Origin of the sequence: Capnocytophaga sp. ARDL2 (assembly GCF_041530365.1) — a bacterium.
Classification (GTDB): domain Bacteria; phylum Bacteroidota; class Bacteroidia; order Flavobacteriales; family Flavobacteriaceae; genus Flavobacterium.
Genome location: NZ_CP168034.1, coordinates 1,951,460 through 1,971,035, shown reverse-complemented (window position 1 = coordinate 1,971,035; position 19,576 = coordinate 1,951,460). Strand labels below are relative to the sequence as shown.

The window sequence follows — 19,576 nt, the reverse complement described above, 5'->3', positions numbered from 1 at the left end:
TGATAATGAAAGAAATATTTGAATTTCAACTACAACAGTTTGTTGTCGATATGCAACATACTACTTTTCTCCTTGCCGTAAGCGGTGGGGTGGATAGTATGGTGTTGTTAGATTTGTTTCAAAAATTGGGGTTGAAATTTCAAGTGGCTCATTGCAATTTTCAGTTGAGAGGCGAAGAAAGCGAAGATGAAACGCAATTTTTGAATGAATTTTGTCAAAAAAGGCAAATAATTTTACATATAAAATATTTTGATACAAAAAATTACGCTGTTCAATATAAACAATCAATTCAAATGGCAGCGAGGGAATTGAGATATGCTTGGTTTCAAGAGTTATTGATTGAAAATCAATTAGATTATTTGGTTACGGCTCATCATCTCAACGACCAAATCGAAACTTATTTTATTAATAGTTTACGAGCAACGGGAACCAAAGGTTTGATAGGAATTCCTGCGAAAAATGAACAAATCATCCGACCGTTGTTGTCGTTTTCTCGTACAGAAATTGAACAATATGCAACGGACAATCAACTGGAATGGAAAGAAGATTCGAGCAATCAATCAACCAAGTACATTCGCAATAAAATCAGAAAAGAAATAATCCCCATTTTAGAGGAAATTTCCCCTGATTTATATCAAAATTTTCAACAATTATTTTCCAATGTAAAAGAAGATTATTTGTTGAAAGATGAATTTTTAACCCAAATAAAACAAAGATTTACCCGAAAGGAACAAGATGTTTTAATCATCGATTTTGAAAAATTATTCCAAGAGGAAAATGGATTTATCAAATTGAAGCAAATCCTTTTGCCTTATGGATTTTCGGACGAAAATGAATTAGAAAAAATGTTGCAATCTATTTCGGGAAAATATATTCAAAATGCTGACTATCAATTGTTGAAAAATAGAGGAGAATTACATTTACGTGAAATCAATCTAAATTTTAACAAAGAATTGCATTTTTTTATCAAAAAAAACGAGCAAGAAGAAAATATTACTCTTATATTTGAAAACTTTTTTCTAAAAAATAGAGCTGATTTTCAGTTTGTGGCGGAATTTGATGCAGAAAATATACAATTTCCATTGCATATTCGTGTTCCAAAAGAGGGAGAATTGTTTCAACCTTTAGGTATGAATGGCAGGAAGAAAATTAGCAAATATTTGAAAGATAAAAAGTTGTCTATCTTTGAAAAAGAAGCCGTGCGAGTTTTGGTCGATGCAAAAGATGAAATTTTGTGGGTGATTGGTTTTCAGATAGATAATAGATTTAAACTAAACAAAAACACAACTAAAATTTTAAAGATTACAGTACAATGATTAAAAAGATTTGGTTTTTATTGTTGGTAAGTTTCCTTTCGATTGGAGCTTATGCACAGGTGAAAGATCCAGTAAAATGGACTTCGAAAATTGAGAAAATCTCAGACACAGAGTACAAAGTGATGTTGCATGCAACGATTGAAGATGAATGGCATATGTACTCGCAATTTACTCCTGAAGGGGGAGCGTTGCCAATGGAATTTATTTATGACAACGCCGAAGGAAATTACGAACCTCAAGGAAAAGCTACTGAAAGTGAGTATATTAAAAAATACAATGATATTTTTGAAGTAGATGAATATTACTTTGAAAAATCTGCTCAATTTTCGCATGTAATCAAAATTACAAATCCAGCAGTTGAAACCATCAATTTACAATTGTTTTATCAAGCATGTACGATCGAATGTATTCAATTTGACAAGTTTTTTGTGTTTGATTTAAAGGATTTAACTTCAAAAGCAGTGTTGAATTTTGAAGATGTACAATCATCAACAACTAAAAAATCAGAGGATTCAGAAAAACCAGCAGATGTTTCAGAATCAGGTAAAAAAGAAGAACAGAAAGGTATTTGGAGTATTTTCTTCTTATCGTTTGTAGGAGGATTTGCCGCATTGCTTACGCCGTGTGTATTCCCAATGATTCCGATGACGGTGAGTTTCTTTACAAAACAAAGTAAATCAAAAGCAAAAGGTATCAAAAATGCTATTATTTACGGTATTTCTATCATTGTAATTTATGTGTTTTTGGGATTGTTGGTTACTCGTTTGTTTGGAGCAGATTCATTGAACGCATTATCAACAAATGTGTGGTTTAATGTGGTTTTTTTCGTGATTTTGATTGTGTTTGCCGCATCATTCTTAGGTGCATTCGAAATCATGTTGCCAAACTCTTGGGCAAATAAAATCGACCGTCAAGCCGATAGAGGAGGTATGATCGGAATTTTCTTTATGGCATTGGCATTGGCGATTGTTTCATTCTCTTGTACAGGTCCGATTGTAGGAACTTTGTTGGTAGAAGCTGCTTCTAAAGGAGGAACCGCTCCATTGATTGGAATGTTGGGATTCTCATCAGCGTTGGCATTGCCATTTATGTTGTTTGCCATGTTCCCAGGATGGTTAAACTCTATGCCTCGTTCGGGAGGTTGGATGAATACTGTAAAAGTATCATTAGGATTTTTAGAATTGGCATTGGCATTGAAATTCTTGTCAAATGCAGATTTGGTATTGCAATTGGGATTGTTGCAAAGAGAAGTATTTATCGCATTGTGGATTGCAATTTTCGGAACATGGGCAATTTATTTGTTTGGAAAAATTCAATTGCCACACGATTCGCCAGTAGCAAAATTGTCAGTGGGTAGAACATTTTTGGCCATAGTAGTTACGACATTTACCATATATATGGTTCCAGGATTGTGGGGAGCACCTCTGAAATTGTTGTCGGGAATGACACCACCTCAGACCTATTCAGAAAGTCCGAAAGGATTTGGTGGAGGAGGAGCTGCATCTGCTGATGTAGAATTGCCTCAAGGAGCAAAAGAAGGTTCACACGGAATCGTAACTTTTACAGATTACGAAAAAGGAATGGCGTATGCCAAAGAAGTAAACAAACCTGTGTTGTTGGATTTTACAGGATATGCTTGTGTAAACTGTAGAAAAATGGAAGACCATGTGTGGATTGACAACAAAATATTGCCAACATTGAAAAATGATATTGTTTTGATTTCGCTGTATGTAGATGACAAAAAAGACTTGCCAGAATCTGAGCAATATGTTTCTGAAACTACAGGAAAGAAAATCAAAACTGTGGGTAACAAATGGAGTGATTTCCAAATTGAAAAATACCAAGCCAATGCACAACCTTATTATATCATTTTAGACCACGAAGGAAATAGCCTAAACACACCAGTTGGTTATACTCCAAATGTTGATGAATATATGCAATGGTTAGAAAGTGGAATTTCTAAGTTTTAATATTTTAAACACATAGATAAAATAGAACACATAGATTCGCAAAAGTCTATGCGTTCTCTTAAAGCGAAGCGTCTTTGTTTCTCAGTGGTAAAAATAAACTATGTGTCTATGTGGAAATAAATATTTTATTAGAAGCACAAAAAGTGTTTATCTGTGAAATCAGCGAGAGAATAAAAAAAAGAATATGAAAAAAATAGCTATAACGATATGTGCATTAGTGGTGACAACATTTGCCAATGCACAAGTAGTAACACCAAAAGCAAGTCCGAGTGCTGAAGTAGAGCAAGTGGTGGGCTTGACAAAAGTAGAAGTAAACTATTCAAGACCAGCAACCAAAGGTCGTTCGGTATTTGGAGATTTGGTACCATATGGAAGATTGTGGCGTACGGGAGCCAATGAAAACACGGTTGTTGAATTTACAGATGATGTACAAATCGATGGAAAGGTATTGGAAAAAGGGAAATATGCCATTTACACAGTGCCTTCGCCAACCCGTTGGGAAGTGGTGTTCTACAAAGATTTCAACAATTGGGGATTGCCAAAAGAATACAGCGAAGAAAAAATCGCATTGACTACAGTGGCAAATTCAGAAATGTTGGATACCAACGAAGAATTTTTTACAATCGAAGTTACACCAATTACTACTGATAAAGGAGATTTGGTGATGTCTTGGGAAAAAACAAGAGTAAGAATTCCGTTTGAAGTACCAACTCATAAAAAGACTATGGAAAGTATTGCTTTGTTGAACGAAGAGTCTAAAGCCTCTGATTTTTATGCCGCAGGACAATATTTGTACAGCATCAACCAAGAAAATGAAAAAGCATTGGAGTATGTAAACAAATCTATAGAGATGCAAAACGATGCACCTTTTTATATGTTGCGTACAAAATCGTTGATTCAGCATCGTTTGGGCGACAAGCAAGGAGCAATAGAAACTGCTAAATTGTCTTTAGAAAAAGCTGAACAAGCAAATAATTTAGATTATATCAAAATGAACAGAGATTCTTTGTTGGAATGGATGAAGTCATAATGGATATAAATTCATTTTTTCATATATACATTGGTTAAATTTTATTTTATTGATTAATTCCCAAAACAAATTGCAGTTTTGGGAATTTTTTTATTGAAAAATGTAAAAAAAATAAATTAAATGTAATTTGTAAATTAGTTTGGTACGGTCTTTGAAATATTTTAACCGAATAATTAAACTTTTTAAAATATGAAACAGACAATTTTTGCATTAGCTGCTATGTTTGCCTTAGGAGGTACAGCAGTAGCACAGGAAGTTAAATTTGGACCGAAAGCGGGTGTGAATTTTTCAAAACAAAATCACAATGATGCAAAAGCTCATACAGGATTCCATGTAGGAGCTGTAGCTGAAATCAAATTGGGTGAAAAATTCTCAATCCAACCTGAGGTTCAATACTCTACACAAGGTTCTAAAGTTGAACGTGAAATTTTGGGAACAAAATTCTCTGCTAAACATCAATTGGATTATGTAAATGTGCCAGTAGTTGCTAAATTTTATGTAGTTGATGGTTTATCAATCGAGGCAGGTCCTCATGTATCATTCTTGGCTAAAGAAAGCTATGAGGTGAAAGCTGGTAATTTAGGTGTTGGAGGTTCAAATCAAAAACCATTCGAGGCTAAGAAATTAGACTACGGAGTGTCTGCAGGTTTGGCTTACGACACACCAAGCGGATTGTTTTTCAATGCTCGTTACATGATCGGATTGAACGACTTGCGTGAGTCTGATACAACAGGTGATGCAGTAAAATCATCAGTGATTCAAGCTGGAGTAGGATTTAAATTCTAATCAAACATAAAGTAAGAAAAAGGTTGCTCAATTGAGCAACCTTTTTTATTAAATGATTTTGGTTTCGATTAGATTTTCTTACGCATTCTTGCTACAGGGATGTCCAATTGTTCTCTGTATTTTGCAATGGTTCTACGTGCGATAGGATATCCTTTTGATTTTAAAATTTCAGCTAATTTATCATCTGGATATGGCTTTGATTTATTTTCCTCTTCGATGACTTGTTGTAGTGTTTTCTTAATTTCAATGGTAGAAATTTCTTCTCCTTCTTCGTTTACTATTGCTTCTGAGAAAAATTCTTTAATCAATTTTGTACCATAAGGAGTGTCAATGTATTTATTATTTGCTACACGCGAAACTGTAGAAATATCTAAACCTATTTTGTCTGCAATATCTTTCAAAATCATAGGCTTGAGCAATTTTTCATCACCTTCCAAAAAATAATCTTTTTGATAATCGATGATGGCACTCATAGTCACAAATAAAGTTTCTTGTCTTTGTTTGATGGCATCTATAAACCATTTAGCACCATCTAATTTTTGTTTGATGAACTGCACGGCTTCTTTTTGAGCATTGCTTTTTTGCGTACTCTCCTTGTAGGTTTGTAGCATTTCTCTATAATCGTTTGATATATGCAATTCTGGTGCGTTTCTCGAATTGAGTTGCAATTCTATTTCTCCATCTTCAACGTTTACAATAAAATCAGGTATGATATGTTCGATGATTTTAAACGAATTTGAAGAAAAACTACTTCCAGGTTTAGGATTTAATTTTTCAATTACATCGATTACATTTCTCAATTCGGATTGCTTCAAATTGTATTTTTGCAACAATTTGTCGTAATGTTTTTTAGTAAAAGCATCAAATTGATTTTCAATAATGTCTTTAGCCAAATCTACTGTTTCTGTAGGGATTTTGTTTTTTAATTGTAGCAACAAACATTCTTGAAGACTACGAGCACCAACGCCAATCGGATCTAATAAATGGATTACAGTTGCGATGATTTTTTCTACTTTTTCTTCAGTGGTATAAATACCTTGCGTAAATGCCATATCATCTACCAAATCTTGATTTTCTCTTCTCAAATACCCTGTATCATCTATACTTCCAATGATAAATTCGGCTATGATACGTTCTTCTTCGCTAAGTATAAAAGTGTCTAATTGTGACAATAGACTTTGATGGAAACCTTCTTGAGCGATGATTGGCGTAGAATGTTTTTCGTCGTCATCGCTGTAATTGTTTGCATTGAGTTTGTATGAAGGGATTTCGTCATCACTCAAGTATTCGTCAATATTGATATCATCTGCATCGATGCGATTTTCTTCAAAATTGTCGTAATCTTCTTGATTGTTTTCAAAATTATCTAATTCTGCGTTGTCTTCCTTACCTGATTCTAAAGCCGGATTTTCCTCCATTTCTTCTTTCAATCTTTGTTCAAATGCGAGCGTTGGCAATTGAATCAATTTCATCAATTGAATTTGTTGAGGAGAAAGTTTTTGAGATAATTTTAATTGTAAATTTTGCTTTAGCATTGTATTTATTATGTTATAAATTCTGTCAAAAATAAATAAAATACGAAAAATTTCAAAACAAATTATCTATTAAAGTGTTTCTATGTCTAAAAATCAAATTCTATTATAGAAACTTTATCGTTTTTTAGCAAAGATTTCATTACATCCGATGATTTGTTGATATAAAATTTATGAAAAAGAGTAGAAGAATCGGTTGGTAAATCATTACTTTCCAAAATTTGATGTACTCTATTGGCTATTGCAGCTCCAGAGTCGATGATTTGGATGGATGAATCAGTGATTTCTTTCAAAATAGATTTGAAAAAGGGATAGTGTGTACACCCTAAAACAATATGGTCAACTTGAGCATCTCTCATAGGTGTAACATATTGAATCAGAAGTTTTTTTAATTCTTCTGAATATAATTTTCCACTTTCGATAAGTTGTACTAAATGATGCCCTGCTTGTTCAACAAATTCGACTTTTGGAAAAGATTTTTTTGCTTCGATATATTTTTCACTTTGCAAAGTAGCCAAAGTAGCCAAAACGCCAATTTTTTTACTTTTGGAAGCTAAAACTGCGGGTTTTATAGCAGGTTCTACACCGATAATAGGTAGGTTGTATTCAGTTCTTAATTCGTTGATAGCGTTAGTGGTAGCTGTGTTACAAGCAACTACAATTGACGAAACATTTTTGGTGAGTAAAAAGTCGATGTTTTTTTTGCAAAGAGTAATGATTTCGTCTTTACTTTTTGGTCCATAAGGAGCATTTTTACTATCAGCAAGATAGATAGTAGAGAGCTGTGGAAGTTTGTTATTTATTTCCTTCCATACAGTAATTCCTCCCAAACCAGAGTCAAACAATCCTATGATTACATCGTTTTTTTGCATAGTACAAAAATATGATATAAACTTTAAAATATTTTATTGTTTGTCAATTTTATTTTCTTGATGAAATTGTGTTTGACATATCCATAAATCAATCCACAAATAAGAAACATTACAGATAAAAAAATAACTGCCCCAAAAGGCAGCTATGAAGATATAAAAATTATTCCAAACTATATGATGTTCCGTCTTTACCGTCTTTTAGTTGGATACCTAAGACTTTCAATTCATCACGGATTTTGTCTGACAACGTCCAATCTTTGTTGGCTCTGGCCTCCAATCGTATATTGATTAGCATTTGTAATACACCGTCCAATTTATCGTTGTTTTGAGCGTTTTGTTGATTGACTTCCAATCCTAACACATCAAAAACAAAAGCGTTTAAGGCAGCTATTAATTTTTCTTTGTCAGTTGTTGAAATCGTTGCTTTTTCGTCTTTTACCAAATTGATAAATTTTACAATTTCAAATAATTGTGCAATTAAAATTGGCGAATTGAAATCGTCTGTCAAAGCTTCGATACATGCATTTTTCCACGCTTGTAAATCGAATGAAGATTTTTCAGAAGTTGCCAATGTCGGTAAAATTTTCACGGCGTCCATCAATCTTAAAAAACCTTTTTCGGCTGCGAGCATCGCATCGTTTGAGATGTCCAACACCGAGCGGTAATGTGCCTGCATAAAACAAAAACGAACCACACTTGGCGAAAAGGCTTTTTCAAAGAAATTGTTATCCCCAAAAATCAATTGCATTGGCAAAATATAATTTCCAGTAGATTTACTCATTCTAGCACCGTTCATCGTGAGCATATTGGCGTGCATCCAATAGCGTACAGGCGAATGTCCGTGTCCAGCTTTTCCTTGTGCGATTTCACATTCGTGGTGTGGAAATTTCAAATCCATTCCTCCACCGTGAATATCAAACTCTTCTCCTAAATATTTGGTACTCATTACGGTACATTCTAAGTGCCACCCTGGAAAACCGTCTCCCCAAGGCGATGCCCAACGCATAATGTGAGCTGGTGAAGCCTTTTTCCACAAGGCAAAATCTTGCGGATTGCGTTTTTCGCCTTGTCCGTCCAAATCGCGGGTATTAGCAAAAAGTTCTTCGATGTTTCTTCGAGAAAGTTCACCATAGTTCAATCCACGACGGTTGTATTCCAACACATCAAAATAGACCGAACCATTGCTTTCGTAAGCAAAACCATCTTTGATGAGTTTTTCTGTCAGTTGGATTTGCTCCAAGATATGTCCCGTAGCCGTTGGCTCGATTGTAGGAGGTTGCAGGTTGAAAAGTTCCAACACTTTATGAAAATCAACGGTATATTTCTGTACGATTTCCATAGGTTCGAGTTTTTCCAAACGCGATTGTTTCACAAAGCGGTCGTTGTTTACATCGCCGTCGTCGGTAAGGTGTCCAGCATCGGTGATATTACGAACATAACGCACTTTGTAACCCAAATATTGAAGGGTACGGAAAATAAAGTCAAACGACATAAAAGTACGCACATTCCCCAAGTGTACATTGCTATACACTGTAGGCCCACATACATACATTCCGACATAACCTTCTTTTATCGGTTGAAACAATTCTTTTTCGCCTGAAAGCGAATTGTATATTTTTAGTTGCATAATTTACTAAAAATTAAAATTTCGTCTCCAATTTGATGTAATCCAAAAACTCTCTACGAGTTTCCAAATTTTTGAAAGCACCTCCAAATTCAGCTGTAACTGTACTGCTTTCAATATCTCTAATTCCACGAGAATTTACACATAAGTGTTTGGCATCGATTACACAAGCTACATCTTCTGTATTCAATACGCGTTTTAATTCTTCAACAATCTGAATCGTCAAACGCTCTTGTACCTGTGGTCGTTTTGCATAATAATCCACAATGCGGTTCATTTTTGACAAACCGACTACTTTACCTGAAGAAATATACGCCACATGAGCTCTACCTACGATAGGCAACAAGTGGTGTTCACAAGTAGAATAAACCACAATGTTTTTTTCTACCAACATTTCGCCGTATTTGTATTTGTTTTCAAATGTTGAGGAAGAAGGTTTTTTAGCAGGGTTCAATCCGCCAAAAATCTCTTTTACAAACATTTTTGCTACACGATTGGGCGTACCTTTCAAACTATCGTCTGTCAAGTCCATACCCAAAGTGGTCAATATTTTTTCTACATCTCCTTTAATCGATTCTATTTTGTCTTCGTCGCTCATGTCAAAAGCGTCGACTCTTAAAGGTGTATGATCGCAAGTAGCGATGTGGTTGTTTCCTATTTCGTCGTGAAAATTGTCTGACTTACACATTTTTTATGTTTATTTTGTTTAAACGGCAAATATACTGAATAATGTTTTAAGTACAAAAAGACAAAATATCATCTCTTTTAATAATTATCGAAAATAATTTTTCTTAATTGATGAAACCTATTTTTTTGAATATAAAGTTTGATAATTTTTATTTAGAAATAAAATGTATATTTGCCGAGAACAAATTCAAACATATGAAACGATTGAAAGAAAAATGGGGAGTAACTTCTAATTTTCAATTTGCTATAATTTTGATAGTTTTTGCAATTACAGGAAGTACTTCGGCGTATATAACCAAGCCGATTATGAGTTGGTTAGGAATAACAAAAGACAGCATGCCTTTGGTTTTTTATTACCTTTTATCACTATTGTTGATCTTACCTGTATATAAAGTTTTATTGGTACTAATTGGTAGTATTTTTGGTCAATATGCGTTTTTTTCAGCTTTTGTAAAGAAAATGCTTCACAGAATGAAATTAGGATTTATCTGGAAATAAATAAAACAGCAATATTCAAACGAATATTACTGTTATTTTTTTACTCTAAACTTTTTAATGCCAATTCATAGCTTTTCAATCCAAAACCTATGATAATACCTTCGCAAACAGGCGAAAGATAGGAATGGTGCCTAAACGATTCTCTGGTAAATGTATTGGAAATATGCACTTCGATTACACGAGTTTTTATACTTCTAATAGCATCGGCAATCGCAATAGAAGTATGGGTGTAGGCTCCTGCGTTTAAAATAATTTTGTGCGAATCAAATCCGTGAGTATGTAAACAATCGATGATTTCGCCTTCGTGATTACTTTGGAAATAATGTAATTCGTATTGAGGGAATTTTTCTTTTAGTTGTTCAAAATATTCCTCAAAACTTTGATTTCCGTATATTGTTTGTTCTCTTTTGCCTAATAAATTCAAATTAGGGCCGTTGATAATGATTATTTTTTTCATATTTTTTCTTTTTTAGCCACGAATAACTTTTCTTTTACACCTTCGGTGTAATTTGTGGCTGTCTCTAACACCACAGGTGTTTTTTTAATAGAAATTGTGCTAATCTTCCTACACTGTAGGTGTTTTCCTCAAATTTTTTACAAACGACAATAAAATATAAAACAAAATGATCATAGGTACGCCAATGATTTTGAATATCAATAGCAAACCTACCGAAAGCAATAAAAAGAGAATTTTTAGTTGATTGCCTTTAAACGATTTTTTTTTGATTTTAAGCGAAAACAAAGGTAAATCTTCATTCATAATCCAAGCACTCAAAAAAGAAATCGCCATCAATATATTAGGTTGTGATAAAAAATTACTCAACCAATCGATGCCTCCATTGGTAATAACTAAAGGTAAACTTATGATAAACAAAGCGTTTGCAGGTGTTGGTAATCCTATAAAACTATCGGTTTGACGCGTGTCAATATTGAATTTTGCCAATCGTAAACAAGCACCAATTGCAATTATAAACCCAAAATATGGGGCAATTTGTCCGAAAGTTCCGCTATAAATCGTGCAATTTTCTCCGCACATCAACGATTGCTGTTCGATGAGTTTGTACATCACCACTGCCGGAACAACTCCCGAAGTTACCATATCTGCCAAAGAATCCAATTGTAATCCCAACGGACTGGAAACTTTTAGCATACGGGAAAAAAATCCGTCAAAAAAGTCGAAGAAAATTCCCAAACAAACAAAGAAAAATGCCCATTCTACTTGATTTTCAAAGGCAAATTTCAAGGCAATTAATCCAGAAAATAAATTCAATAAGGTAATAGCGTTTGGTATGTGCTTTTTTATCATAACTTTGTACAGAATTAAAAAACAAAAGTAATCAATAACTACTAAATATTATGTCAAAAATTTGATTATTATGCAAATCTGATTAAATTTGGCTTGATTATATTTGTAGAATAGAAGTAAACTTGACTTTTCAGTCTTGTCATTGCTTCGCCAGTTCGAGCTAAGCTCTCGTGACCGACGATAGGAGGAATCTTATAAAACATCAAACAATAAAAGATTGCTTCGTCAGTTCGGGACAATCCCTCGGAGCTTCACTTCGTTTGTTCCGATTGCTATCGAAACGAACTTGTTCTGAATGACAGATCAAAAAAACAAAATTATATAATAGTGAAAAAAATATCCTCAATAATCGCTCTATTTGTCATCGCTCAGATGCAAGGACAGCAGGTAAAAAGTTATGCCAATGAATTTCTGCATATTGGAGTAGATGCAGCCGCAATGTCGATGGCAAATTCTGTGGTTGGACATACCGACAATGTCTATTCAACATATTGGAATCCAGCGGGTCTTACTCAATTAGATGACAAACAAGCGGGATTGATGCACGCCAGTTATTTTGCCAATATTGCTCAATATGATTATGCAACTTTTGCCATGCCATTGACCTACAAAACGGCATTGGGATTTTCTTTGATGCGTTTTGGAGTAGATGATATTTTGAATACTACTCAGTTGATAGACCAAAATGGAAATGTGGATTACTCGCGTATTTCAAAATTTTCTACCGCTGATTATGCGTTTACGGTTTCATTTGCAAAACAGACTCAAATCGAAGGACTTACCCTTGGAGGAAACGCTAAAATATTGCGTCGTATCATCGGAAGTTTTGCCGATGCTTGGGGGTACGGATTGGATTTTGGGGTGCAATATCAGTCAAAAAGCAATTGGAAATTAGGAGCAATGCTCCGTGATGCTACGACTACCGAAACCGTATGGAGTTTCAATCAGTCGGAGATTGATAAAATTAAAGATGCTATCGACGGACACAACCAAACGATGCCCGATAAAAACGAACGCTCTTTGCCAGTGTTGCAGTTAGGAGCAGCAAAATCGTTTGCTATCAATAATAAAATCAATGTGTTGGCTTCTGGTCAGTTAAACACTCAATTTTTCCAAACCAATGGAATTATCTCTGGAAAAGGATATAGTATTCAACCTGCCGTAGGTTTTCAAGCAGATTACAATGATATGGTATTTTTGCGAGGAGGTTTGGGTAATTTTCAAAACGAAATGCAAATCGACGGCAAAGAAAAAATGACTTTTCAACCTAATATTGGTTTAGGATTTAAATACAAAGGAATTGCCGTTGATTATGCTTTGACAGATATAGGAAATCAAAGTGCAGCTTTGTATTCAAATATATTTTCGATTCGTGTAGATTTTCTAACATTTAGATAATTAGTGAGTTTTGAAAAAGTTGTTGTTAATCTTTATTGGATTTTTTATTTCGATTTTCAGTAGTTCAGCTCAAGTATCGTTGAAAGATAAAACGCTTTCCGAATCGGCTCAAATCAGTGTTTACACCTGCGGAGTGGGAGAGGAGTTGTATTCTTTGTTTGGACATACAGCCTTGAGAGTGAAAGATGTAGAGCAAAATATTGATTTAGTTTTTAATTATGGGATGTTTGATTTTGATACACCAAATTTTTATGGAAAATTTATCAAAGGAGATTTGTTGTACAGCATAGGGATTGATTCTCAAAAAGATTTTATTTATGCTTATACATACGCTGACCGTACGATTACCGAACAAATTTTAGAACTTTCAGCTGAAGAAATACAAAAGATTTGGTCAACTTTGTGGAAGCAATACGAATCGGACGAACGCTACTATTTGTACAAATTTATTTTTGATAATTGTACCACCAGAGTTCACGATTTGATAGATCAAACTGCACATTATCAGATAAAAAAAGATTTTCCATCCAATCAAAAAACATATAGACAAATATTGAATGATTATCTGAAATTGCAATATTTTCCGCAGTTGGGAATCAATTTGGTATTTGGAAGTAATGTCGATCAACCGAATGAATTGTTGTTTTTACCCGAACAATTTTTAGAAGGAATTCATTTGACAGATCGATTGCAAAAAGATGTGAAAATTTGGCATACTTCGACACATAAACCACAAGAGAAAAAACAACCAGAAAAATATGCATTTTGGGCGTTTTTGGCAATTTTTGCTTTTTTTGGAAAGTATAAAGCCATCCGAAATGTGTATTATATTATAGCCACATTATTAGGAGGGTTGATTTTGTGCATTCAACCGTATTCGATGCATGAAGAAGTGTTGAACAATTGGACATTTTTGATTTTCAATCCATTAATGATAATAATGTTGTTTATCAAAAATCCATTAAGAAGAAAAATTGCTATCGGTCAATTGGTACTTTCGATTTTGGCTCTAAGTTTGCTTTCAATGGAAAAAATCACAATTATTTTACCATTATTATTCTTACATTTTGTGATTTTATTGTGGGAAATCCTATTAACAAATAAAAATAAAAAATAAAATTCACTAAATAATGTTCGGATTTTTTAAAAAGAAAATACATTTAAGAGATTGCATACCTGTGGGGTATGTAGATATACATTCTCATACACTTTGTGGTATAGACGATGGAGCTCAAAATATTCAGGATACGAAATTTTTGCTCAATGCTATGCAAGATTTAGGTTTCGGAAAAGTAATTACAACTCCGCATACCATAACAGATATTCACCCAAATACAACACAAATCATACAAGCTACTCATGAAAAAGTTGTCAGAGAATTGCCCAAAGAAACGCAACAATTGAGTTATCATGCTGCTTCGGAATATATGTTAGACGACCAATTTGAAGCTCGTGTAAAAGCTGATGATTTATTGACATTGAAAGATAAATTCGTTTTGGTAGAAATGTCGTATATTAATCCGCCGATTTTTTTGGACGATGTATTGTTTTTGTTGGTGTCAAAGGGTTATACTCCTGTGATGGCTCACCCTGAACGATACAATTTTTATAAAGGAGAAAAATCTGCTTTTGAACACCTAAAACGCATGGGATGCAAATTGCAATTAAATTTGCTTTCAACGGTGGGATATTATGGTGAAAGCGTAGCAAAAACTGCCAATATGTTGTTGAAAGAAGGAATGTATGATTTTTCGGGTTCGGATATGCACCATGGAAAACATGTAAATGCTTTTGACAATCCTTTGGTAATCAAAGAAACAGATAAATTGAAAGATTTGTTGAAAAAGAATGAGTTTTTTAGGTAAAAAGATAATTTGAAAATTTGAAAATGAAGTTATCTCAACTTTTAAATATTAGTTTTATTTCACGCTGATGAAGATAGATTTTTATATTTTTTTCTGTTAATTTTATTTTCGCTGATGTTTTTTAATTTATCAAAAAAAACAAAATCTGCGGTAATCTGCTTTAAATCGTAGGTTTAATCGTTTTTAAGTGTTGTTTTCTTAAATCATTTCAAAAATATATATGTGTAAATCTGCGTTAAACACACTCCGCTCTTCGAGCACCCCTCCTTTTTAGAGGGGAAAGTGTGAGAAAAAAAAGTCAAGATGACTTCAAAGTTAAAATTACTCGCAATAGACTATGGTTTCTCTTAAAGCGAAGCGTCTTTGATTCTCGGTTCTAAAAATATCTATGTGGTAATAAAAGAAAAAAACGAAAAATACAAACAATGGAAATAGGAAAAGACAATTTGCTCAAAATCGTTCGTTTTACCTCAGTAGGAGCTTTTCTTACTGATGGAGAACATGAGGTTTTGTTGCCAAAAAAATATACAACTCGTGAGATGCAACCAGAAGACGAAGTAGAAGTTTTCGTTTACCTCGACCACGAAGAACGACCAGTTGCAACCACACTCGAACCCAAAATTTACCGTGATGAATTTGCTTTACTCAAAGTAAATTACATCAACGAATTTGGGGCGTTTTTAGATATGGGATTGGAAAAAGATTTATTTGTACCTTTCAAGGAACAGGCAAGAAAAATGAAAGTCAATAAAAGATATTTGATTTACATGTATTTAGACCCAAAATCCAATCGATTGGTGGGTTCGTCAAAATTGAATCAATTTCTCAATCTCACAGAACCCGATGTAGAAGTGGGGCAAGAAGTGGATTTAATTGTTTCGCATATTACCGAAATGGGTATCAATGTGATAATCAATGAAAAATTTAAAGGTTTGATGTACAAAAATCAAGTGTTTGAAGATTTACGCACAGGCGATCGCATCATCGGTTACATCAAAGAAATCAGAAAAGATGGCAAAATCGATGTGTCGCGTACACCTATAAATTTTACTCAAAAAGCCGGTAAATTGAGTCAAATTATCTTAGAGATTTTAGATGAAAATGATGGTTATCTTGGTTTGCACGACAAAAGTCATCCAGAAGAAATTAAAGATATTTTGGGAATGAGTAAAAAAGCGTTTAAGCAAACCATTGGAACGCTTTATAAAGAAAAGAAAATAAAAATAACAGACAAGGGGATTTTTAAGGTGAAGAATTAAGTACAAAGTATTAAGTATGTACAAAATCCGAATTTCTCGGGACAGGATATTAAGTAGAAGAAACTATAGAGGTTTTATTTTGTTATAAAATAATCCTCAGATGTGACTGTAAAAACTATAAAATGAAAAATTTTTGGACATTGTTTTTTTTGTGTATTTGTACAATCGCAAATGCACAATTTGATGAAGAAGAATTGGAAGTAATCTATATTGACAAGCTGAGTCGTTCGCAAATCGAACAAGTGATTACCAATGTACGAAACAAAACCTACAAAAATTATGTAAATAACACTCATGATTATGAGGTAACGCACAAAGCGGTTCTCAATGACACACTTACTTTGGTAGATTCTAAAGAATTGTACGAAGTGGCGATATTTTTTGCCAATAAAAAGATAAACAAATCAATAAAATCTCATCCAAACAATAAAAACGAAATCAATCGAGCATTTTTTGAACGTTATTCATTTAATGATTCTCCGATGTATTGGTTGACAGAATTTGTCATTCGCAAATATGTAAATGTTCCTGATTTGGATTTTTTAAATAATTTTGGAGAATATCAATTTCAAAGAAGTTATGAAAAAGATTTGGTTCGCATAGATTTTTATTCGGATGATATGTACGAAGGTTATTTTACTTTTGACAAGAATTACAACCTAAAAGAAGTGTCTTTTTATCTTTTACACCCCTATCCAATAGATCATTCTCAAACCAAAAACGGTAAAAAGATGTTTACCAAAAATTGGAAATACACCAAAGAAAAAGTGAGTATTTTGTTTGAATTAAATACTCAAAATAAATTGGTAATCAAAGAAATGAAAGCTGAAGAACAAATTACAGATTACAATTTTCAACGATTTAATGCTAAAAGAGAATTGCTTTTGGAAGATAAAAATCTCAATTTCAAAACCGAATTGTTGTTTAAAGCAAAAAGATAATTTTGAATACAATAAAAATGTTGACTATATTTGGTCAACATTTTTTTATTCCATCACATGAAAAATTTTAAATTTTCAGCCATACTCATACTCATATATATTGCAATAATAAATATTCCTACATCGTGGGCAGATGTTTATCATACTGAAATTTATCCATTGATTGACGCTTTTTTAAGTGCAATTTTCGGTTGGAGTAGCTTTTCTATAGGAGATATTTTATATGGAATTTTAGTGATTTTTTGTTTGTATAAACTAATTTTTTATTTCAGTAAAAAGCAATGGCAAAACATGTTGATTTTTACTCTGCAAACTTCGTTTAGTTTGTTGATTGCTTTTCAATTATTGTGGGGAATCAACAATTTTAAAACACCTTTAGACCAACAATTACAATTGAAAAAAGGCTATACCTACGAGCAATTAATTGATTTTACTCTAAAAAAAATAGAAAATATAAATAGTTTATATGATCAAATTCCTACGAAAAACGATTTTATTGGTGTAAAAATAGAAGAAGATTATGATTTGTTTTATGATGAAACTTTGAAAAATTTAGAAAAAGTAGATTTTATCAATCACAAATCGATTGCTCAACTCAAGAAAGCCAAACCGTCGATGTATAGTTATTTTCAAACCAAAATGGGATTTAGCGGATATTTTAATCCTTTTACTCACGAAAATCAGATAAATTATAAAATTCCTCATACAAGTAAACCTACAACATATACTCATGAATTGATTCATCAATTGGGGTATTCGAGTGAAGCAGAAACCAATTTTATTACCTATTGTGCTTTGTATCAATCAGATAATATGAAAATAAGGTATGCAGCAGAATTGTTTGTTGTAAAATATGCTTTGAATGAAATATATAGAATTGATGATGAAAAATTTATTGAATTGTCTATAGAATTACGCGAAGGTGTAATGGATAACTTCTACGAATCAGTTATGTTCTGGAAAAAAAACAAAAACTTTTCATCACCAATTGCAAAAAAAATATATGGTTGGTTTCTAAAATCAAACAATCAAAAAGAGGGGATTCGTTCCTACAACAAAGTAATCGATTTACTTATAAACTACGAATCAATTTCTTCGGATAGTTTGCGTTTCAAAGGATGAATCAATACCCTTGATTCTCTGTCAAATACAAAGTAATTATACACCCAACTCCAGAATACCAAGGCTTTGTTTTTGAATCCAATGAGTGAAATCAAATGGATAAACATCCATACAAACCATGCAAAAATGCCGCTGAAATGTAGGTTAGGCAAATCTACAACGGCTTTGTTTCTACCTATTGTAGCCATCGAACCTTTGTCGTTATAGACAAAAGCCTCTAATGGAAATCCTTTTTCTAAGGCTTCGATGTTTTTTGCCAACAATTTTCCTTGTTGAATAGCAGGCTGAGCCATCATTGGGTGTCCGTTCGGTGTTTTTTCGGTTTGTATGGCAGCAATATCTCCGATGGCAAACACGTCCGTAAAACCTTCGACTTGATTAAATTCATTCGTAATGATACGAGATGATCGATTGGTTTTGTCATCAACTCCTTTTACCACATTTCCTTTTACACCGGCAGACCATATCATTCCTTTGGTTTCGATTTGCATACCATCTTTTGTAGTAACCACATTTCCATCATAGTCAGACACGATTTGACCTAAATGAACCGTTACACCTAAGCGTTGTAAAAATTCGAGAGCAGCTTTGGTAGATTTATCGCTCATAGCGTCCAATATGCGTTTTCCCCCTTGAATCAAGTGAATGTCCATCATAGAAAAATCCAAATCGGGGTAATCTTTAGGCAAAAATGCCTTTTTCATTTCAGCCAAAGCCCCCGCCAATTCTACCCCTGTAGGACCTCCTCCTACAATCACAAAGGTCATCAGTTTTTTGCGAATTTTTTGATTGTTGGTTTGTAGAGCCAATTCTAAGTTTTGAATGATAACATTTCTGATTTGCAAGGCTTCAGGTATTGTTTTCATTACAAAACTGTGTTTTTCAATGTTTTCATTGCCAAAAAAGTTGTTGGTCGATCCAGTAGCCACAACCAAATAGTCGTAGTAAATCGTACCAATATCTGTGTGTACTTTTTTGTTGGTGGTATCTACAGAAAGCACTTCCGACATACGGAAAAACGATTCTTTGTGGTTTTGTAAAATTTTTCTGATAGGATAGGCAATCGAACCTTCTTCCAAACCACCCGTTGCTACCTGATACATCAAAGGTTGAAAGTTGTGATAGTTGTGTTTGTCGAGCAATACAACTTGAAAGTTTTTGTATTTGAGGTTTCTAGCCAAAGAAAGACCAGCAAAACCCGCACCTATAATTACGACTCTTGGGTGTTTAGAGTCTGGAATATTCATCATAATAAAATAGTTTTTTACAAAAATAAACCAAGTTTTTTTTCTTTATAATCGGTTTTAGAATATTTTAGCAAAAAAATATGGAAAAAACTGTAACAAAAAGTAGAAGTTTGCTACTAATGG

The 19,576-nt window shown here is 33.4% G+C and carries 18 protein-coding genes; 11 read left to right on the top strand and 7 right to left on the bottom strand.

Annotation, left to right across the window (positions count from 1 at the left end; translation table 11 throughout):
* Positions 1–5: 5 nt before the first annotated feature.
* From tilS to AB4865_RS09890, 4 genes are all read left to right on the top strand, one after another.
* Positions 6–1,316: a tRNA lysidine(34) synthetase TilS gene (gene tilS / locus AB4865_RS09905; protein ID WP_372473099.1), complete on the top strand. Its 1,311-nt coding sequence runs from the start codon at positions 6–8 to the stop codon at positions 1,314–1,316.
* Positions 1,316–3,286 carry a cytochrome c biogenesis protein CcdA gene (locus AB4865_RS09900; protein ID WP_372474906.1) on the top strand — a complete coding sequence of 657 codons (1,971 nt, stop codon included), beginning with the start codon at positions 1,316–1,318 and terminating at the stop codon, positions 3,284–3,286. The genes tilS and AB4865_RS09900 overlap by 1 nt, the downstream gene beginning before the upstream one ends.
* A 184-nt stretch (positions 3,287–3,470) precedes the next feature.
* Positions 3,471–4,316 (top strand): DUF2911 domain-containing protein, encoded by an 846-nt coding sequence (locus AB4865_RS09895; RefSeq protein WP_372473098.1) that lies wholly within the window; start codon positions 3,471–3,473, stop codon positions 4,314–4,316.
* A gap of 189 nt (positions 4,317–4,505) precedes the next feature.
* A complete protein-coding gene (locus AB4865_RS09890) occupies positions 4,506–5,102 on the top strand; it encodes a porin family protein (RefSeq protein WP_372473096.1) in 597 nt (198 codons plus the stop codon).
* A gap of 68 nt (positions 5,103–5,170) precedes the next feature.
* On the opposite strand, the gene rpoN is transcribed toward AB4865_RS09890, so the two are convergent.
* The 4 genes from rpoN to folE all read right to left on the bottom strand — a co-directional run bounded on the left by rpoN (position 5,171) and on the right by folE (position 9,818).
* The gene (gene rpoN, locus AB4865_RS09885; RefSeq protein WP_372473095.1) at positions 5,171–6,637 is read right to left on the bottom strand and encodes an RNA polymerase factor sigma-54; all 1,467 of its coding nucleotides are present in this window, start codon (positions 6,635–6,637) and stop codon (positions 5,171–5,173) included.
* An 86-nt stretch (positions 6,638–6,723) separates the two neighbouring features.
* Positions 6,724–7,506: a glutamate racemase gene (gene murI / locus AB4865_RS09880; RefSeq protein WP_372473094.1), complete on the bottom strand. Its 783-nt coding sequence runs from the start codon at positions 7,504–7,506 to the stop codon at positions 6,724–6,726.
* 160 nt (positions 7,507–7,666) lie between these two features.
* Complete coding sequence (cysS, locus tag AB4865_RS09875; RefSeq protein ID WP_372473093.1) at positions 7,667–9,133, bottom strand: cysteine--tRNA ligase; 1,467 nt, start codon at positions 9,131–9,133, stop codon at positions 7,667–7,669.
* Positions 9,134–9,146: 13 nt separating this feature from the next.
* Positions 9,147–9,818, bottom strand: a complete 672-nt coding sequence (folE, locus tag AB4865_RS09870; protein WP_372473092.1) for a GTP cyclohydrolase I FolE — start codon at positions 9,816–9,818, stop codon at positions 9,147–9,149.
* Positions 9,819–10,012: 194 nt separating this feature from the next.
* On the opposite strand from folE, the gene AB4865_RS09865 reads away from it, so the two are divergent.
* Complete coding sequence (locus AB4865_RS09865; RefSeq protein ID WP_372473091.1) at positions 10,013–10,315, top strand: DUF6787 family protein; 303 nt, start codon at positions 10,013–10,015, stop codon at positions 10,313–10,315.
* Positions 10,316–10,355: 40 nt separating this feature from the next.
* Here AB4865_RS09865 and aroQ read toward each other — a convergent pair whose 3' ends face one another.
* Both aroQ and AB4865_RS09855 read right to left on the bottom strand, forming a co-directional pair.
* Positions 10,356–10,772 carry a type II 3-dehydroquinate dehydratase gene (gene aroQ, locus AB4865_RS09860; RefSeq protein WP_372473090.1) on the bottom strand — a complete coding sequence of 139 codons (417 nt, stop codon included), beginning with the start codon at positions 10,770–10,772 and terminating at the stop codon, positions 10,356–10,358.
* 108 nt (positions 10,773–10,880) lie between these two features.
* On the bottom strand, positions 10,881–11,618 hold the full coding sequence (locus AB4865_RS09855; RefSeq protein ID WP_372474905.1) for a phosphatidylcholine/phosphatidylserine synthase: 738 nt from the start codon (positions 11,616–11,618) through the stop codon (positions 10,881–10,883).
* A gap of 330 nt (positions 11,619–11,948) precedes the next feature.
* On the opposite strand from AB4865_RS09855, the gene AB4865_RS09850 reads away from it, so the two are divergent.
* The 6 genes from AB4865_RS09850 (at position 11,949) to AB4865_RS09825 (ending at position 18,206) form a co-directional block, all read left to right on the top strand.
* Entirely contained in the window at positions 11,949–13,019 is a 1,071-nt protein-coding gene (locus tag AB4865_RS09850) for a PorV/PorQ family protein (RefSeq protein ID WP_372473089.1), read from the top strand.
* Between the two features lie 19 nt (positions 13,020–13,038).
* Positions 13,039–14,136, top strand: coding sequence for a DUF4105 domain-containing protein (locus tag AB4865_RS09845; protein WP_372473088.1), 1,098 nt, complete (start codon positions 13,039–13,041; stop codon positions 14,134–14,136).
* A 13-nt stretch (positions 14,137–14,149) separates the two neighbouring features.
* Positions 14,150–14,884, top strand: coding sequence for a tyrosine-protein phosphatase (locus AB4865_RS09840; protein WP_372473087.1), 735 nt, complete (start codon positions 14,150–14,152; stop codon positions 14,882–14,884).
* 425 nt (positions 14,885–15,309) lie between these two features.
* On the top strand, positions 15,310–16,143 hold the full coding sequence (locus AB4865_RS09835) for a S1 RNA-binding domain-containing protein (protein WP_372473086.1): 834 nt from the start codon (positions 15,310–15,312) through the stop codon (positions 16,141–16,143).
* Positions 16,144–16,265: 122 nt separating this feature from the next.
* Complete coding sequence (locus tag AB4865_RS09830; protein ID WP_372473085.1) at positions 16,266–17,084, top strand: hypothetical protein; 819 nt, start codon at positions 16,266–16,268, stop codon at positions 17,082–17,084.
* A gap of 57 nt (positions 17,085–17,141) precedes the next feature.
* The gene (locus AB4865_RS09825; RefSeq protein WP_372473084.1) at positions 17,142–18,206 is read left to right on the top strand and encodes a DUF3810 domain-containing protein; all 1,065 of its coding nucleotides are present in this window, start codon (positions 17,142–17,144) and stop codon (positions 18,204–18,206) included.
* Here the strand turns inward: AB4865_RS09825 and AB4865_RS09820 are convergent.
* Positions 18,164–19,456 carry an NAD(P)/FAD-dependent oxidoreductase gene (locus AB4865_RS09820; protein ID WP_372473083.1) on the bottom strand — a complete coding sequence of 431 codons (1,293 nt, stop codon included), beginning with the start codon at positions 19,454–19,456 and terminating at the stop codon, positions 18,164–18,166. The genes AB4865_RS09825 and AB4865_RS09820 overlap by 43 nt on opposite strands.
* Positions 19,457–19,576 lie beyond the last annotated feature (120 nt).

Excerpts from the sequence above, each read along its gene's own strand:
- tilS (WP_372473099.1), top strand. The coding sequence starts at position 6 with ATGAAAGAAATATTTGAATTTCAACTACAACAGTTTGTTGTCGATATG.
- AB4865_RS09890 (WP_372473096.1), top strand. The coding sequence starts at position 4,506 with ATGAAACAGACAATTTTTGCATTAGCTGCTATGTTTGCCTTAGGAGGT.
- AB4865_RS09835 (WP_372473086.1), top strand. The coding sequence starts at position 15,310 with ATGGAAATAGGAAAAGACAATTTGCTCAAAATCGTTCGTTTTACCTCA.
- aroQ (WP_372473090.1), bottom strand. The coding sequence starts at position 10,772 with ATGAAAAAAATAATCATTATCAACGGCCCTAATTTGAATTTATTAGGC.
- AB4865_RS09825 (WP_372473084.1), top strand. The coding sequence starts at position 17,142 with ATGAAAAATTTTAAATTTTCAGCCATACTCATACTCATATATATTGCA.
- AB4865_RS09840 (WP_372473087.1), top strand. The coding sequence starts at position 14,150 with ATGTTCGGATTTTTTAAAAAGAAAATACATTTAAGAGATTGCATACCT.
- murI (WP_372473094.1), bottom strand. The coding sequence starts at position 7,506 with ATGCAAAAAAACGATGTAATCATAGGATTGTTTGACTCTGGTTTGGGA.
- AB4865_RS09895 (WP_372473098.1), top strand. The coding sequence starts at position 3,471 with ATGAAAAAAATAGCTATAACGATATGTGCATTAGTGGTGACAACATTT.
- rpoN (WP_372473095.1), bottom strand. The coding sequence starts at position 6,637 with ATGCTAAAGCAAAATTTACAATTAAAATTATCTCAAAAACTTTCTCCT.
- AB4865_RS09830 (WP_372473085.1), top strand. The coding sequence starts at position 16,266 with ATGAAAAATTTTTGGACATTGTTTTTTTTGTGTATTTGTACAATCGCA.
- AB4865_RS09865 (WP_372473091.1), top strand. The coding sequence starts at position 10,013 with ATGAAACGATTGAAAGAAAAATGGGGAGTAACTTCTAATTTTCAATTT.
- cysS (WP_372473093.1), bottom strand. The coding sequence starts at position 9,133 with ATGCAACTAAAAATATACAATTCGCTTTCAGGCGAAAAAGAATTGTTT.
- AB4865_RS09820 (WP_372473083.1), bottom strand. The coding sequence starts at position 19,456 with ATGATGAATATTCCAGACTCTAAACACCCAAGAGTCGTAATTATAGGT.
- folE (WP_372473092.1), bottom strand. The coding sequence starts at position 9,818 with ATGTGTAAGTCAGACAATTTTCACGACGAAATAGGAAACAACCACATC.